This window comes from Streptomyces sp. NPDC005070, assembly GCF_053600395.1.
The window spans coordinates 1-15,807 of record NZ_JBSFZS010000009.1; the positions used below are offsets into that span (position 1 = coordinate 1).

The window sequence follows — 15,807 nt, forward strand, 5'->3', positions numbered from 1 at the left end:
TCTCCGTCGCGTCGCGCGGCTGCTCGAATCCGGCGCCCACCGCGACGACTCCCTCTCCGGAACGGACCTCCCCTGCCGCGACCGGCTACTCCGCGCTCCTGCCGCAGGTCACACCCGCGGCGGACGGCCCCGGCGGGGAGGGAACGGTGACCGAGCCACCACTCGCGATCACCTCGGTCGCCGGCTCGGCGGGTGCCGGTTTGCGGAGCAGCAGCAGGGCCGCGTCGTCGTGCAGCCGGCCGCCCACATGGGCCTGGAGCTCGGCGTCGAGCGCGGCGAGTGTGGAGCCCGGCTCGTCCGACACGTGTCGGGCCAGGCCCTCGGCGAGGGCGTAGAACTCCCGGCCGTGGTCACGCGCCTCGGTGACCCCGTCCGTGTACAGGAGGAGCTGATCGCCGTCCGCCAGAGGCAGCACCTGGAGGCTCGGGGTCTCCCCCGTCAGGGCCCGCAGCCCGAGCGGCGGAGCGGGGTTCACGGGGTCGAACGACACGACGCTCCCGGACGCCCGGACGTGCAGCGGAGGCGCGTGTCCGCAGTTGACGACCTCCAGCCGGCCCGGTTCCGGGTATCCGGCGACGACGGCGGTCACGAAGTCGTCGTAGCCCAGGTTGCGCGCCAGGCTCCGTTCGATCCGGGCCACGACGGTGAGGAGGTCGGGCTCGTCGTAGGCGGCTTCGCGGAAGACGCCGAGGACGAGCGCGGCGGTGCCCACGGCCGGCAGGCCCTTGCCCCGGACATCGCCGATGATCATGCGGACCCCGTACGGCGTCGGCACCAGCGCGTAGAGATCCCCGCCGATCCGGGCCTCGGCCGCGGCGGCGCTGTAGCGGACGGCCACCTGGAAGGGTCCGACACTCGACGGAATGGGGGCGAGCAGCGCGTGCTGGGCGGCCTCCGCGACGGAGCGGACTGCCGCGAGGACGCGTTCCCGGCGCCAGCGCAGCGCGCTGGCCAGGGCGCTCGCCCCGGTGACGGCCGCCAGGGCGGACAGGACGGCGAGGAGCTCGGCGCCCGGAACACCGTCGCGGGTGCCCAGCAGCGCGCTCAGCGCCGCGGCCAGGAAACCGACGCACAGAACGCCGAGCGGCCGGCTGGTGGTGGCCGCCAGCGCGGGTCCGGCGGCCAGCAGCGGCAGCCAGATCACCCCCGCTCCACCGGCCAGGTCGATGAGCACGATGGCTCCGACGATCAGTAAAGGCAGCACCGGTGTGCCGAAGGCGAGGTGGGCGGCGCGTTTGCGGGCCGCCGCTCCGGAACCGACGCCTCGGTTCCTGAACGTCCGTTTCGGCCAGTGCTCGCTACCGTGCTCTCGGGCCTGACTCATGCTCGTCCGCAGTCCTCACCTGGGTTCATCCCTGAAATGTCCGGTTGGTCTAGGAAAGACGTTCGAGACCTGATCCACAAGCGCGGGGATTTCAAATGGTGAGCGACAGGCTCCTGGTCACCCGGTTCGCGGTCGGAATCAGCCGCGTGAGGACCTCGTCGAGCCGGGGCAGCCGCTCGGCGGGGAGCGAGACACCCAGCGAGCCCAACGTGTCCCCGCTGTACACGGGTACGGCGACACAGACCGTGCCGAGAGCGTACTCCTCCAGGTCCGTGACGGCCGGGGCCACCGGCGACGAGGCCAGATGGCGCAGCAGTTCACGCCGGCTCGTGATGGTCCGAGGGGTGAGATCGGGGAGGGCGTGCCGGGCGAGATAGTCGTTGCGGGACTCCTCGTCCATCTCGCGCAGGACGGACTTCCCCAGTGCGGTGGCGTGTCCGGCGTCCTCGAATCCGACCCACAGGTCGACCCGGGGCGCCCGCGGCCCGTCGACGATCTCGGCGACCCTGATCTCGCCCTCCTCGTAGAAGGTGAGGTAGGCGGCCGAGGCGAGTTCGTCACGCAGAGCGGCGAGCGCGGGACGCACCCGGCTGAGCAGCGCCTGTCCGCGGCCCTGGGTGCGCAGCGTCTGCATCTTGTCGCCGAGGATGAATCCGCCGTCGTCGAGTTTGCGGATGTAACCGTCGTGGACGAGGGTCCGGAGCAGGTGGTACGCGGTGGCGAGGGGCAGCTCGGTCTCACGTGCGAGCTGTTTGGCGGGCGCACCGTTCTCGTGAGCGCTCACCGCCTCCAGAAGGCGGAAGGCCCGCTGGACGGAGGTGATGAGCGTGGGCCCGTCGCGAGCTCCCATGCCACCAGCGTGCGCCGAGGCCACGAGACAGGCAAGGCGTCACCGGACGCCCGTCCCATCAGGACCCCACCGCGTGACGGAAGCGTCACGACCGGTCACACCCGGCCACGACGCCATCGGAGGCGTCGGCGCCCGGCGGATCGTTACCCCCAGGCGACGCGCCCGAGGTGTCGCCACCCCGGCGGGACACGATCTCGCGCGAGGTACGCGGCCTGCCCCACCCACTGACACCGACCCCCGGCAAGGCACCCGGGACGTCGAAGCCCAGCGGGACGCCGACCCCGGGCGAGGCGCCCGGCGCACCGCACTCGGCCGACACCGGCCCCCGGGTAGCTGCCGGGGGCATCGAAGCCCAGGGGGGCCGACCCCGGGCGACGCGCCCAAGGTGTCGCCTCCCCAGCGGGACGCCGACCCCGGGCAAGGTCGGGACGCCGGTCCCGGGCAAGGTGACGGCATGCCGCACCCGGCCGACACCGGCCCCGGCCGGCTGCCCCGGGCGTCGAGGCCCAGCGGGCCGCCGACCCCAGGTGGAGAGCCCTGGGGCGCCCCGCCCGAGACCGGCGGGCTCAGGAGCCGTCGGGCTCGCGTCGGGTGAACCCGGTGCCGCCGAAGCGGCCGAGAAGACCGGCGAGCCGCGCCGTCTCCTCCTTGGTCCACGCCGGCTCGGCGAAGACCTCCTCGCCGACCCGTTCGGCGGTCACGAGCATCTCCGCCAGGCGTTCCCGGCCTGTCCCGGTCAGGGCCGCGTAGGCCACCCGCGCGTCACGGGCGTCCGGGTCCCGTCTGACCAGGCCGATCCGCTCCAGCGGTACGAGTCCGCGAGTGACACCGGACGCGGTCAGCCCCAGCGCCTCCGCCAGGTCCACCCGGCGCATACGGCCGCCCGGGGTCTCGGACAGGCGCAGGAGCATCGTGAAGTCGGCCAGGCTCACCCCGTGCAGTCCGCCGAGGCTCGCGTCGAACCGCTTCACCAGGGCAGCCTGCGCCCGCACCAGACGCAGTACCGCGTCCAGCCCTCCACTCATTGACATCTCCTTGATATCTCTTTGAGTACTCAAGTATCTGTGAAGCATAGATCCCCCTTGGCCTTCCAGGGATCAGGGGGTGTTCTGGGCGATGGTCCGCCGCTGTCGTTTGCCGAGGGGCGCCTGGGAGAGATCCTCGGCTTGGGACTTGAGCCGCTTGAAGCCGTAGCCTCGCTCGGTGAGCCAGGCCGTCGCGGCGGCCTCGGCCCGTTCGGCGGCCTCAAGGATGTCCTCCTCCGCCTCTCCCGAGTCCAGGTAGCGGAAGGTGAAGGCCGGCCGGGCGGCCACGTCGTAGCTGAGGTGTCCTTCGGAGGTGAAGGCCGCCCGCAGAACGTCGTGTTCCGGGGCGTGTGCCAGAAGTTCGGCACGCTGGTCGGCGCTGAGTCCGTCGAAGACACCGCGAACGGTGATACGAAAGGTGCGTGTGGTCATCGGACGAGCCTAACCAACGGGATCGGCCCTGTTCCACCGCGTTTCCGGTGAGCTCGTCGTCGGCGCGCACCCAGGTGAACGCGCGTAGCGGGCGGGCGGGATGCGGGGAGCCTACGAACCGGATCACGGCCGGACCGGGGTGGGGACCGACCGGGGCGACGCGGGGACGGACCGGGTGCGGGGGTGACCGCATCCGGTCCTCACGCCGCGACCGGGGCGCTCAGTGGCCGTGGTGCCGGCAGTCCCAGTGGGCCTTGACCCACACCTTGTCCCAGTGACCGGGAACGTAGACCCACTTCTTCACCCAGCCGTGGTGGTGGTGACCGTGGTGCCAGGAGTCCTGGTGGACCCACTTCTTGACCCAGTGTCCGGGCACCCACTTCTTCTCCCAGTGGCCCTTCTTCCACTCGCAGCGGTCGTGGTGACCGTGATGGTCGGGGGCCGTCACCGACGGTGTGGGCGGCGGCGCCGGGCTCGCGACGGCGGCACCGGACGTTCCCAGGGCGGCCCCTCCGGCCAGCAGCGCCGTGGCGGCCGCACCGGCGAGCAGCCGCCGGGGGCTGACGCGTGTGGTCATCGGACTCACCTCCTCGCAATGTGATGGACGTGCGCAACGGGGGCCGATGTCCATGAAGTTCGCGCCGAAGCTGACGGTACGTTTCCAGGCCCTCGATGCGCGGGACATAGGGTATTCGGAGCGACAAAAGGTACGTATGAGGATAGACCTAGGTGAGTTTTCGGTACGAGTTTTCGAGAGGGGGCGACCACGGCCCGGCGCGGGGAACGCGCAGGGCCCTCGGCTCATCCACGGGCCGGGTGGCCACGAATACACGGTGACGAGGCCCCTCCCCCGTCGCGGGACCGGTCGCCGACCGCACCGGCCCCGCGCTCGCCGAACACGACGGACGGGCCGGGCGAGAAGGAAGCAATGGACGGATTCCGTGAGCGATGCCAAGACCGGCCGGGACGGACAGGGTTCGCGACCGCACCCCTCGGCGGAGACGTGGCTGGACGCACGGCTCGAACGCGCCGCACAGGGTGACCAGGACGCGTTCGCCGATGTGTACGACACCCTCGCGCGGCCGGTCAAAGGCCTGATCTGCCGCGTACTGCGGGACGAGGCCCAGGCCGAGGAGGTGGCACAGGACGTGATGGTGGAGATCTGGCGGACCGCGGACCGCTACCGCCCCGAACTCGGCACCGCCCGGGGATGGGTCCTGACCCTCGCGCACCGGCGGGCCGTCGACCGGGTCCGGCACGTCCAGGCCAGTACGGAACGGGAGCGGCGCAGTGCCCTGCTCGCGGAGGACCGCCCCTTCGACGAGGTGGCCGAGGCCGTGGAGCGGCACGAGGAGCACGACCGCGTGCAGCGCTGTCTCGCCGACCTGGAACGCCATCAGCGCGTGCCCCTGGTGCTCGCCTACTACGAGGGCATGACCTATCTGGAGGTGGCCGCCTGCCTGGCCACCCCGGCGGGCACCGTGAAGTCCAGGATGCGCTCCGGGCTGCGGCTGCTGCGCAGATGTCTGGAGGCCGGCCGATGACGGCCGCCGAGGACCCGCATCAGCTCGTCGGCGCGTACGTCCTGCACGCCCTGCCGGCGGCCGAGGAGGCCTCCTTCGAGAACCATCTCGCCGGCTGCGCCGCGTGCCGGGACGAAGTGGCGGAGCTGTCCGAGGTCACCCTGCGGCTCGCCTCGGCCCAGGACGCGACCCCGTCCCCCGAACTGCGCCGGAACGTCCTCGAACAGATCGTCCACACGCGCCAGGAGCGTCGGCCCCCAGCCCTCCCGACTCGCCGGCGGGCCCTGCGGATGGCGCTGGCCGCCTGCCTGGCTCTCGCGGCCGCACTCGGCGGAATCGCCGTCTGGCAGCACACCCAGGCCGAGGACGCGCAGGCCGAGGTCGCCGCCACAAAGGCACAGGCGTCCGTCCTCTCCAACCTCCTGACGGCCCGGGACGTGAAGATCAGCACGCAAAAGCTGGACAACGGAGCCGACATCAGCGTCGTCGCCTCCCGTTCCCAGGGCCGGGCCGCCTTCATCGCCTCGGACCTGCCCCGCCTCGGAAACGACCAGGTCTACGAGCTCTGGTACGCCGCCGACTCCGGTGCCCTTCGCCCGGCGGGCCTGCTCACCGGCACCGGCGGCGGACAGGCCCGGCTGCTCCACGGCCCTCTGGACGACGTCAGCGCCGTGGGCATCACGACCGAACCGGCGGGTGGATCACGGCAGCCCACGAGTGAGCCGCTCGGCATCGTCACGGTGCCCGCCTGAAGCCCCCGAGCCCGCGCCGAAGACCGCGGGCACCCATCGCCGCGAACCGCATCAAAGTTGTGGGTTACCTGATTTGACGCCCCAAAACTGGATAGTTAACTTTTGATGCAATTCATTCTTGATCATCCTATGCTGATACGAGGGAGGGCTCGGGCGGCGGTCAACAGCCGGTCCTGGACCGGCGGGAAGCGGGCTTCCATGGCTGAGCGGTTCAAAAACTCGGGACTGATCGGCGAGTTGTCCGGTGAGTTCCTCGGCACGATGATTCTCATCCTGTTCGGGTGTGGCGTGGTGGCCCAAGTGGTCGCCGGCGGAGCACTCACGACGCCGCCGGGCGGTCTCGGCAACCACGACAGCATCGCGTGGGCCTGGGGCATCGGCGTCACCATGGGCATCTACGTCGCGGCACGGCTGAGCGGCGCCCACCTCAACCCCGCAGTCACCGTCGCGCTGGCCACGTTCAAGGATTTCCCGTGGCGCAAGGTGGCCCCCTACGTGGTGGCCCAGACCGTCGGCGCCTTCGTGGCGGCGATGATCGTGCGCTGGAACTACACGGAGGCACTGGCGAAGGCCGACCCCGGCCACACCATCAAGACCCAGGGCGTGTTCTCCACCCTGCCCGCCAACGGCAACCCGAACCTGCCGGTCCACGAATGGGGCGCGTTCCGCGACCAGATCATCGGCACGGCCATCCTGCTCCTGGTGATCTTCGCGGTCACCGACCTGCTCAACACCCCGCCCGGCGCGAACCTCGGCCCGTTCATCATCGGCCTGCTGGTCGTGGGCATCGGCATGGCATGGGGCACCCTCGCCGGTTACGCGATCAACCCGGCACGTGACTTCGGACCCCGTCTGGCCAGCTTCCTCACGGGATACGGAGGGGCCTGGCGAGATCAGTACGGCAACTTCTACTTCTGGGTGCCGATCCTCGGTCCGCTGATCGGCGGCGTGCTCGGCGCCGGCATCTACAAGCTCTTCGTCGGCCGGTTCCTGCCGATGGCGGAGCCCGAGCCACCGGGACAGATCCCGGCCCCCCAGGACTGACACCCGCAGCAGAGGCGGCGACCCATGGCTGACTTCGTGGGCGCGGTGGACCAGGGGACCACCAGCACCCGATTCATGATCTTCGACCACGCGGGCAACGAGGTGGCGAAGCACCAACTGGAGCACGCCCAGATCCTTCCGCGCTCCGGATGGGTCGAGCACGACCCGGTGGAGATCTGGGAACGCACCAACTCGGTGATCCAGAACGCGTTGCGGCACAAGAACCTGAGCGCCGAGGACCTGACGGCGATCGGCATCACCAACCAGCGGGAGACCACGGTCGTGTGGGACCCGCGCAACGGCCGTCCGTACTACAACGCCATCGTCTGGCAGGACACCCGCACCGATTCCATCGCCGCGGCCCTGGAGCGTTCCGGCCGGGGCGACGTCATCCGCCGCAAGGCGGGGCTGCCGCCGGCGACCTACTTCTCCGGCGGCAAGATCCAGTGGATCCTGGAGAACGTCGACGGGGTCCGCGAGGCGGCGGAGCAAGGGCACGCCCTGTTCGGCAACACCGACGCCTGGGTCCTGTGGAACCTGACCGGCGGCCCGGACGGCGGCGTCCACGCCACCGACGTGACCAACGCCAGTCGCACCATGCTCATGGACCTCGAGACCCTCGACTGGGACGACGAACTGCTGGGCTTCTTCGGGGTGCCGAGGGCCATGCTGCCCAGCATCAACCCCTCGTCCGACCCCGAGGCGTACGGCACGGCACGCACCTCCAGGCCACTGCGCGCCCCCATCCCCATCACCGGCGTGCTCGGCGACCAGCAGGCGGCCACCGTCGGGCAGGTCTGCTACGCGCCCGGCGAGGCCAAGAACACGTACGGCACCGGCAACTTCCTCGTCCTCAACACCGGTACGGAGTTGGTCCGTTCGCGGCACGGCCTGCTGACCACCGTGGCCTACCGATTCGGCGGCGAGCCCGCCGTCTACGCGCTTGAGGGCTCCATCGCGGTCACCGGGTCCGCGGTGCAGTGGCTCCGGGACCAGATGAAGATCATCACGGACGCGGCCGAGAGCGAGACACTGGCCCGCACGGTGGAGGACAACGGCGGGATGTACTTCGTCCCGGCGTTCTCCGGCCTGTTCGCCCCGTACTGGCGTTCCGACGCCCGCGGCGCGATCGTCGGACTCGCCCGGTACAACAGCAACGCCCATCTGGCCCGGGCGACGCTGGAGGCCATCTGCTACCAGAGCCGCGATGTCGTCGAGGCGATGGAGCAGGACTCCGGAGTCCATCTCGACGTCCTCAAGGTCGACGGCGGTGTGACCGCCAACGACCTGTGCATGCAGATCCAGGCCGATGTCCTCGGCGTACCCGTCAGCCGTCCCGTCGTCGCCGAGACCACCGCGCTCGGCGCCTCGTACGCGGCCGGTCTGGCCACCGGTTTCTGGCGGGACACCGACGAACTGCGCACCCACTGGCAGGAGTCCAGGCGCTGGGAGCCCCAGTGGTCGGAGGACAGGCGGCAACAGGGCTACGCGGACTGGAAGAGGGCGGTGGAGCGCACGCTGGACTGGGCGAGGGTGGAATAGCCGGGCGCCGGTCGTCCCGGTGACCTCGGTGCCGCGTTCGGCTCCCGACCCGTATCGCGTCGGGGGCCGAACGCCGCCGGGAGCGCGTTCCCGGTGTGCGGTCGCGAAGCCCCGCGGTCGCGCGCGAGGCCGCCGCGTCCCGGGTATGTTCCGGGGCATAGGCCACCGGCCGCCCATCATTCCATGTCCCGGGGCCACACGCCGAATGATCACCCCCGGTCACGCGTCCACCACCTCGGCTTCTCTATGCTCGGGGGCGAACCTTCGCATCCATGAGGAGCAGAGCAATGAGCGAAAACGTCTTCTTCGAGGTCACGGCCGACGGCCAGCCGCTGGGCCGCATCGAGTTCAAGCTCTACGACGACGTCGTCCCGGAGACCGCGCGGAACTTCCGCGAGCTCGCCACCGGCCAAAACGGTTTCGGTTACGAGGGCTCGCCGTTCCATCGCGTGATCCCGGACTTCATGCTCCAGGGCGGCGACTTCACGCGGCAGAACGGCACGGGCGGCAAGAGCATCTACGGCGAGAAGTTCGCCGATGAGAACTTCAAGCTCAAGCACACCAAGCCGGGTCTGCTGTCCATGGCCAACGCGGGCCCGAACACCAACGGCTCGCAGTTCTTCATCACCACCATCGTCACCGGCTGGCTGGACGGCAAGCACGTCGTCTTCGGCGAGGTCGTCGAGGGCATGGACGTCGTGAAGGCGATCGAGGCGCTCGGCAGCGGTTCCGGCACCACCTCCAAGAAGCTCGTCATCTCCAAGAGCGGCACCGTCTGAGCGGTCCGGCAGCCCCTTCCGGGGCCCTCCCGCGGACACGTGGCGGCGGGGGCGGCGGGTGACGCATCCGCCGCCCCCGCCGGGCGGTCCACCGCACAGGACCCCGCGGCCACCGGAACCGATCGTGCCCCACGGGTCGCGGCGCCTCGAAAGAGTTCAGCCGGATTCGTGGCCGGAACCCGTACTCCAGGGGACCGGCCCGCCCGCGAGGGGTAGCCCTCCCCGAGCACGCCGAAGCGTGCTGGGGTTGGGGGGAGCTGGCCCGCGTGAGTGGGTGGGGGCGAACACCGGGTAAACGCTTGTCAGTACGCGCGCAGCGGCGCCGAGCCGTCCGCCGGCTGCGTGCGGAAGGGGCCTACGGGCCCGCGCTGCGTGACGTGCTGCCCGCTCTCGCGGGGGTCGTCATCACCTTGTGCGCGGTCGTCGCCGGACTCGCCGTCGGTTACCGCGTGGCCGGTATCGGCGTACCCGTCGCCGCTCTGGCCGTCCTGGCCGTCGTCACCCCCGCCGCGGTGCGGCGGCACCGGCCGACGGCCCGTCGGCGCCTCGGCTTCTACACACCCGAGGAACTCGCCGAGCTGGACACCCAGGGTCTGGCCCTGGCCGTCTCCAGGATGCTGCGCCGGGACGGCTGGCGTGTGGTCCCGCCGCGCGTAACCGAGGACCGCGTCCGGGTCCGCGCGCGAAACGGTCACGGTCACCGTCTTGAGGTCGCCTTCCGGCCCGTGGCCGAGCCGCTGCCGGACGAGGACACTCCCTCGCGCTCGGGGCGTCCGGGCGGTCCCGCCCCGCCACTGCGGCTCGTGGTGCACCGCGGGGCCTTCACCCGGCGTGACGTGCAGTGGGCGCGACGCCAGGGCGGTGTCCGTCTCATCGACGGTTCGTGCCTGCGGCACTGGGCGCACGGAACCCCGCTGAACGAACTCGGCGACTCCTCCTGGAGCCCGTACGAACCCTCCTCCTGAACCCGTACGAACCTCTCCTCCCGAGCCCGTACGAACCCGTTTCCCGAGCCCGCCCGGACCGGCCCACGTCCGCATCACCCCGACCACAGCCCTCACTCCGAGCACGGGCGCAACAGCGGTTTCTTCGGCAACAGACGAGGTCAGCGGCATGTACACCGTCCGACCAGGTAGTTGAAGGAAAGCCCTTCGCGCGGGCCGACGGGCCGCATAGCGTGCGAGGACCCGAGCCGTTCCCCCACTGTCCCGCGGCCCGTGCACGCCGGGCCCGCACCTCACCAGGAGGCCGGCATGTCGTACGACAGCTCCGCCCCGCGCCCCGCGCGACCGCCGCGGGGACACCACAACTCCTTCGCCCCGCACGTCCCGGACCCCGCCGCGGCGGAACCCTTACGCGGCGGGGCAGCACCCCACGCCTGGACCGGGCACCACCGCGATCTGCGCATCCTGCGGCGCGCCTACCGCCGCCAGCGGCGCGTGACCACCTTCGCGGTGCTCGGCTGCTTCACCCTCTTCCTCGGCCTCTGCGCCGGCTCTCCCGGTCTGATGGACCGTCCCGTCGCCGGCGGCCTCTCGGCCGGCCTGGTCATCGCCCTCGGCCAGATCCCCGCCACCTGGCTCGCCGTGCTCGTCTACGAACGCACCGCCCGCCGCTACGTCGACCCACTCGCCCGCCGTGTGAACCGGAGCGTGCCGTGGGCGAGCGGCGAGCAGGGACGGAAGCGGTGAGCGGCTTCGCCGGCTCCACGCAGTCCTGGTCCCTCGTCGCCTTCTCGATCGCCGTCACGGTCACGCTGCTGCTGTGCGTTCTCACCGGCCCCGACAGTGACGACCTCGCCGAGTTCTACACGGGTTACCGCTCGCTCTCCCCGCTGCGCAACGGGCTCGCCATCGCCGGCGACTACATCTCCGCGGCGACCGTCCTGACCATCGGCGGCGTGATCGCCCTGTGCGGTTTCGACGGGGTCGTCCTGGCTCTCAGCACCCTGCTCTCGCTGCTCGTGCTGATGTTCCTGCTGGCCGAACCCCTGCGGAACACGGGCACGTTCACCATGGGCGACGTGCTGGCCCGCAGGATGCCGAGCCGCACCGTGAGGATCACGGGATGCGCGGTCACGATCGCTGCGCTCGTACCGATGATGCTCGTCCAACTCGCCAGTACAGGACAGTTGTTGGCATACATCCTCGGCTTCACGGACAGCTCCATGAAGACGGGCTGCATCGTGGGCGTCGGCACCCTGATGATCACCTACGCGGCCATCGGCGGTATGCGGGGCACCGCGTTGATCCAGCTTCTGAAGATGGTCGTGCTCCTCGGTTCCGGAATCGCCGTCGCGCTGCTGATCCTCGGCCGGTTCCACTGGAACCCCGGGGCGCTGTTCACCGCGGCCGCGCACCGCAGCGGCTCACCGGACGCGTTCCTGCACGGCGGACTCCAGTTCGCGGGAGGCCCGCACCCTCGGCTCGACATGATCAGCACCCAGTTCGCCATCGTGCTGGGCGGTGCCTGTCTACCGCATGTGACCATGCGGATGTTCACCGCGAACAGCGCCCGCCAGGTGCGGCGTTCGATGTCCTGGGCGGTGTCCTCGGTGGCGTTGTTCATGCTGGTGGCGGGCGTCATCGCCATCGGCGCGACGGCGATGATCGGCCGGTCCGGCGTCACCGCCGCCGACCCGCGCGGGCACACCGCCTATCTGCTGGGCGCACGTGCCGCGTTCGGCCCCGCGGTGTCCCGGGCGGAGACCCTGGTGTTCACCACGGTCACCACGGCGATCTTCCTCACCCTGCTCGCCTCCGTCGCCGGCATGACCCTCGCCTGCGCCAACTCGCTCGCCCACGACGTCTTCGCGGGTCGCGGCACCGCCATGTCGGCCCAGCGCGAGACGGCCTTCGCACGCGGCTCCGCCCTGGTCGTCGGCGCACCCGTGATCGCCCTCGCGGTCCTCGTCCAGGACCGGAGTCTTCAGCCGCTGGCCACGATGTCCTTCTGCGTGGGCGCCTCGGCGATCGCCCCGGCCCTGGTCTACAGCCTCTTCTGGCGCCGCTACACCCGCGCCGGTCTGCTGAGCACGCTCATCGGCGGCACGCTCGCCGTCCTGGTGCTGATGCCGGGCACCAGACTGGTGTCCGGCTCCCCGACGTCCGCCTTTCCCGCCGCCGACTTCAACTGGTTCCCGTTCACCACCACGGGGCTGGTGTCCATCCCGCTCGGCTTCGCGTTCGGCTGGCTCGGCAGCATGCTGTCCGGACGCCGCGCGGCGGACCGGGAACGCGGGGTGTACGAGAGCGTCGAGAGCCTGATCCTCGCGGGGCCGCGGCCCAGGGACCGGTGAGGGTCGCGAGCCGCGGCCGAGGGAGCGGTGACAGGCGCGAGCCGCGGCCGAGGGAGCGGTGACAGGCGCGAGCCGCGGCCGAGGGAGCGGTGAGAGCCGCGGGACCGCCGCCGCCCTCACCGGGGAGTCGCCCACGGTCCGACCTGTGCCGTCACCGGTTCAGGAGCCGTCGACCACGATCTCGCGCTTGAGGATCTTGCCGGTGGGTCCCTTGGGCAGCTCGGCCGCGATCGTGACGAGGCGCGGGTACTTGTACGCCGCGACCCGCTCCTTGGCGTGCGCCCGGATCTCCTCGGACGTGGCCTCGACGCCGGGCCTGAGCGCGACCACGGCCGCGACCTCCTCACCATGCAAAGGATGCGGCACGCCCACGACGGCGGCCTCGGCGACGGCGGGGTGCTCGTACAGCACCTCCTCGATCTCGCGCGGATAGACGTTGTAGCCGCCGCGGATGATCATGTCCTTCTTGCGGTCGACGATGAAGTAGAAGCCGTCCTCGTCGACGCGGGCCAGATCACCGCTGTGGAACCATCCGTCGCGGACCGCGTCCGCGGTGGCGTCCGGGCGGTTCCAGTACCCGGTCATGACGTTCTCGCCGCGGATGGCGATCTCGCCCACCTCTCCGGGCGCGGCCGTGCCGCCGTCCTCGGCGACGAGCCGCATCTCGACCCCGCGGATCGGGAGGCCGATCGAGCCCGCCTTGCGCGGACGGTCCGGGTGGTTGAACGCGGCGACCGGTGACGTCTCGGACAGCCCGTAGCCCTCGAGGACGGCCGCGTCGAAGCGCCTCTCGAATCCGTGCAGGACCTCGACCGGAAGCGCGGCCCCGCCGGAGACGGCCAGGCGTACCAGCCCGGCGTCGAAGCCGTCGGGGAGTTCGGCGTGCAGCAGCGCCGCGTACATGGTCGGCACGCCGAGGAAGACGGTGACCTTGTCCCGGGCGATGATCTCCAGCGCGCCGCGCGGGTCGAACCGGGGCAGCAGGGTCAGCGTGGCTCCGGTCGCGACGGCCACGTTGAGCGCGCAGGTCTGGCCGAAGGCGTGGAAGAGGGGCAGGCCGCCGAAGAGTACGTCGTCCGGTCCGACCCGGAGGAGGGTCTCGGCCGTGGTGAGCGTGTTGCTCGCCAGGTTCCGGTGGGAGAGTTCGGCGCCCTTGGGCGTTCCGGTGGTGCCGGAGGTGTAGAGGATGAGGGCGGGATCCTCGTCGGCCCGGTCCGGTGTGTCGCGCAGGGGTTCGTGGCCGCGCAGCAGGGCGTCGAAGGCCTGGGGGTCGGTCACCAGGCACTCGGTGCCCGTCTCGGCGGCGGCCTTCGTCACCTCGTCGGCGAACAGCGGGAACACCAGCGCGAAGCGCGCTCCGCAGTCGCGCAGGGTGAAGGCGACCTCGCGGGCCTTGAGCAGCGGGTTCATCGGGACGACGACACCGCCGGCCCGCAGGATGCCGTAATAGAGGACAGGGAACAGCGGGACGTTGGGCATCGTCAGCGCGACACGGTCGCCCGGCTGGACGCCGCGGTCCCTCAGCAGCGCGGCCACCCGCGCGCTCGCGTCGTCGAGTTCGGCGTAGGTGAGCGTGTGGTCGTCGTGGCGGACGGCGACGTTCTCGCCGTGGGCCGCGACGGTGGCGGCCAGAAGGGTGACGAGGTTGGTCATGCCGTGGATCTCCTTGCGTTCGTCGCGCGGGTCGCGGCGGTGCCGCGCGGTCGGATCACATCGCGAAGCGTGACCCAGCGGTGTGCGTCCTGGCTACCGGGCCCCGGCGGGAAGGCCCGCCAGAGCCACAGCGGGTGGCGTCGGTGTTCCGGCGGTCCATGATCCTTGAACGCCGTATGCGCGTGCATCACTCGGTGGGTATGGAGCAGAAGCAGGTCCGGCCCGGCAGGTGAACGGCGTCATGCTAGGTTCCTCGACCACCGCCGCGCTTGTCATGGCGGGACAGGAGACTTGGCTTTTCGGGACATCCCTGGAGCGTGCCCATGAGACCGCTGGTCCGCACCGCCGCCCTGAGCGGCTATGTCGAGCTGTGCCGCTCCCTGGACATCGATCCGCAGGCGCTGCTGAAGCGGGTGGGTCTGGACACCGCCGCCCTCACCGTCCAGGACCGGTGGATCTCCGGCACGGCGGCCGTCCAGGTGCTGGAGCTGTCGGCCGCCGAGTCGGGCCACGAGGACTTCGGGGTGCGGCTGGCGGAGTTCCGCCGCTTCTCCACTCTCGGCCCCATCAGCCTCGTGGTCCGCGAGGAACCGGACGTGCGCAGCGCGCTGGAACTCCTGATCCGCCATCAGTACATGTACAACGAGGTGCTGCACACCCGGCTGTCCGAGGGCGACGGACTGGCCACGCTGAAGGTCGACCTGCGGCTCGGCGAGGCGATGGAGTCCCGGCAGGCGACGGAGCTGGCCGTCGCCGCCTTCCACCGCATCCTGAGCGACTTCCTGCATGCCCGCTGGCAACCGCTGTCCGTGTGGTTCCGGCACTCCGCGCCGGCCGACACCTCGGCGCACCGGCACGCGTTCGGGCCCATCGTCCAGTTCGACCGCGAGATCGACGGGATCGTCTTCTACGCGGACGACCTGGACGCCCCCAACGCCATGGCGGACCCGCTGATGCGCGAGTACGCCCGTCAGTACTTCGACGCGATCGCCGTACCGAAGGACACCACGGCCGCGGACCGGGTGCGTGAACTGATCGAGGTCCTGCTGCCGACCGGGCGCTGTTCGATCGAGCAGGTGGCGCGCGGCCTCGGCGTCGACCGGCGCACGGTGCACCGTCATCTGGCCGCGTCGGGCGAGACGTTCTCCTCGCTCCTCAACGTCACCCGACGCCATCTCGCGGAGCAGTTCGTGGCGAACCCCCGGCGGTCGCTGACGGAGATCTCCGACCTGCTGGGGTTCTCGTCGCTGAGCGGGTTCTCCCGGTGGTTCCGCGAGCAGTTCGGGTGCAGCCCGCGAGCGTGGCGCGGGAGCAAGACTCCTTAGCGGCCCCCGCCCCGCCGACGGGACCAACTCCCCTGCCGGTACTGCCGTGACGGGCGGGGCGGCTGTACGGGCCACACGGTGGTCTCTTCGCGTGCCGCCCCACCGATGTCCCCAAATGACAAATCATCTGTCCCCTGACGACAAGCACGTCCCTGGACTCGGCCCTACCTTTGCACCACCGCACAGCACAACGCGGTCGGCTGTCGGAGGGAGCCGAACCACTCCCCCGGGCTCCCTCCGGACCGGCCGATCGCAGCGGG

15 protein-coding genes are annotated in these 15,807 nt (G+C 71.0%); 9 read left to right on the top strand and 6 right to left on the bottom strand.

Annotation, left to right across the window (positions count from 1 at the left end; translation table 11 throughout):
- Window positions 1-85: 85 nt before the first annotated feature.
- The 5 genes from ACWEBX_RS05125 to ACWEBX_RS05145 form a co-directional block, all read right to left on the bottom strand.
- Window positions 86-1,324, bottom strand: a complete 1,239-nt coding sequence (locus ACWEBX_RS05125) for a PP2C family protein-serine/threonine phosphatase (protein WP_451883533.1) — start codon at window positions 1,322-1,324, stop codon at window positions 86-88.
- 91 nt (window positions 1,325-1,415) lie between these two features.
- Window positions 1,416-2,174 carry an IclR family transcriptional regulator gene (locus ACWEBX_RS05130; protein ID WP_451883534.1) on the bottom strand — a complete coding sequence of 253 codons (759 nt, stop codon included), beginning with the start codon at window positions 2,172-2,174 and terminating at the stop codon, window positions 1,416-1,418.
- A 566-nt stretch (window positions 2,175-2,740) separates the two neighbouring features.
- Window positions 2,741-3,199, bottom strand: a complete 459-nt coding sequence (locus tag ACWEBX_RS05135) for a MarR family winged helix-turn-helix transcriptional regulator (RefSeq protein WP_451883535.1) — start codon at window positions 3,197-3,199, stop codon at window positions 2,741-2,743.
- 72 nt (window positions 3,200-3,271) lie between these two features.
- Complete coding sequence (locus ACWEBX_RS05140) at window positions 3,272-3,631, bottom strand: DUF6204 family protein (RefSeq protein WP_451883536.1); 360 nt, start codon at window positions 3,629-3,631, stop codon at window positions 3,272-3,274.
- A 220-nt stretch (window positions 3,632-3,851) separates the two neighbouring features.
- A complete protein-coding gene (locus tag ACWEBX_RS05145; RefSeq protein ID WP_451883537.1) occupies window positions 3,852-4,208 on the bottom strand; it encodes a hypothetical protein in 357 nt (118 codons plus the stop codon).
- Between the two features lie 364 nt (window positions 4,209-4,572).
- Between ACWEBX_RS05145 and sigK the strand changes: the two genes are divergently transcribed.
- The 8 genes from sigK to ACWEBX_RS05185 all read left to right on the top strand — a co-directional run bounded on the left by sigK (window position 4,573) and on the right by ACWEBX_RS05185 (window position 12,569).
- Window positions 4,573-5,175, top strand: a complete 603-nt coding sequence (gene sigK / locus ACWEBX_RS05150) for an ECF RNA polymerase sigma factor SigK (RefSeq protein WP_451883538.1) — start codon at window positions 4,573-4,575, stop codon at window positions 5,173-5,175.
- Entirely contained in the window at window positions 5,172-5,906 is a 735-nt protein-coding gene (locus tag ACWEBX_RS05155; protein WP_451883539.1) for an anti-sigma factor, read from the top strand. Before sigK ends, ACWEBX_RS05155 begins: the two co-directional genes overlap by 4 nt.
- Window positions 5,907-6,104: 198 nt before the next feature.
- Window positions 6,105-6,950 (top strand): MIP/aquaporin family protein, encoded by an 846-nt coding sequence (locus ACWEBX_RS05160; RefSeq protein ID WP_451883540.1) that lies wholly within the window; start codon window positions 6,105-6,107, stop codon window positions 6,948-6,950.
- Between the two features lie 24 nt (window positions 6,951-6,974).
- Window positions 6,975-8,492 (top strand): glycerol kinase GlpK, encoded by a 1,518-nt coding sequence (gene glpK / locus ACWEBX_RS05165; RefSeq protein ID WP_451883541.1) that lies wholly within the window; start codon window positions 6,975-6,977, stop codon window positions 8,490-8,492.
- A 287-nt stretch (window positions 8,493-8,779) separates the two neighbouring features.
- Entirely contained in the window at window positions 8,780-9,271 is a 492-nt protein-coding gene (locus ACWEBX_RS05170; protein ID WP_451883542.1) for a peptidylprolyl isomerase, read from the top strand.
- Window positions 9,272-9,570: 299 nt separating this feature from the next.
- Entirely contained in the window at window positions 9,571-10,236 is a 666-nt protein-coding gene (locus ACWEBX_RS05175) for a hypothetical protein (protein WP_451883543.1), read from the top strand.
- Window positions 10,237-10,524: 288 nt separating this feature from the next.
- Window positions 10,525-10,962 carry a DUF485 domain-containing protein gene (locus tag ACWEBX_RS05180; protein WP_451883544.1) on the top strand — a complete coding sequence of 146 codons (438 nt, stop codon included), beginning with the start codon at window positions 10,525-10,527 and terminating at the stop codon, window positions 10,960-10,962.
- The gene (locus tag ACWEBX_RS05185) at window positions 10,959-12,569 is read left to right on the top strand and encodes a sodium/solute symporter (protein WP_451883545.1); all 1,611 of its coding nucleotides are present in this window, start codon (window positions 10,959-10,961) and stop codon (window positions 12,567-12,569) included. Before ACWEBX_RS05180 ends, ACWEBX_RS05185 begins: the two co-directional genes overlap by 4 nt.
- 159 nt (window positions 12,570-12,728) lie before the next feature.
- Here the strand turns inward: ACWEBX_RS05185 and ACWEBX_RS05190 are convergent, their stop codons facing one another.
- Window positions 12,729-14,222, bottom strand: a complete 1,494-nt coding sequence (locus ACWEBX_RS05190) for a long-chain-fatty-acid--CoA ligase (RefSeq protein WP_451883546.1) — start codon at window positions 14,220-14,222, stop codon at window positions 12,729-12,731.
- Window positions 14,223-14,545: 323 nt separating this feature from the next.
- On the opposite strand from ACWEBX_RS05190, the gene ACWEBX_RS05195 reads away from it, so the two are divergent.
- Window positions 14,546-15,547 carry an AraC family transcriptional regulator gene (locus ACWEBX_RS05195; RefSeq protein ID WP_451883547.1) on the top strand — a complete coding sequence of 334 codons (1,002 nt, stop codon included), beginning with the start codon at window positions 14,546-14,548 and terminating at the stop codon, window positions 15,545-15,547.
- The last annotated feature ends 260 nt before the right edge of the window (window positions 15,548-15,807 follow it).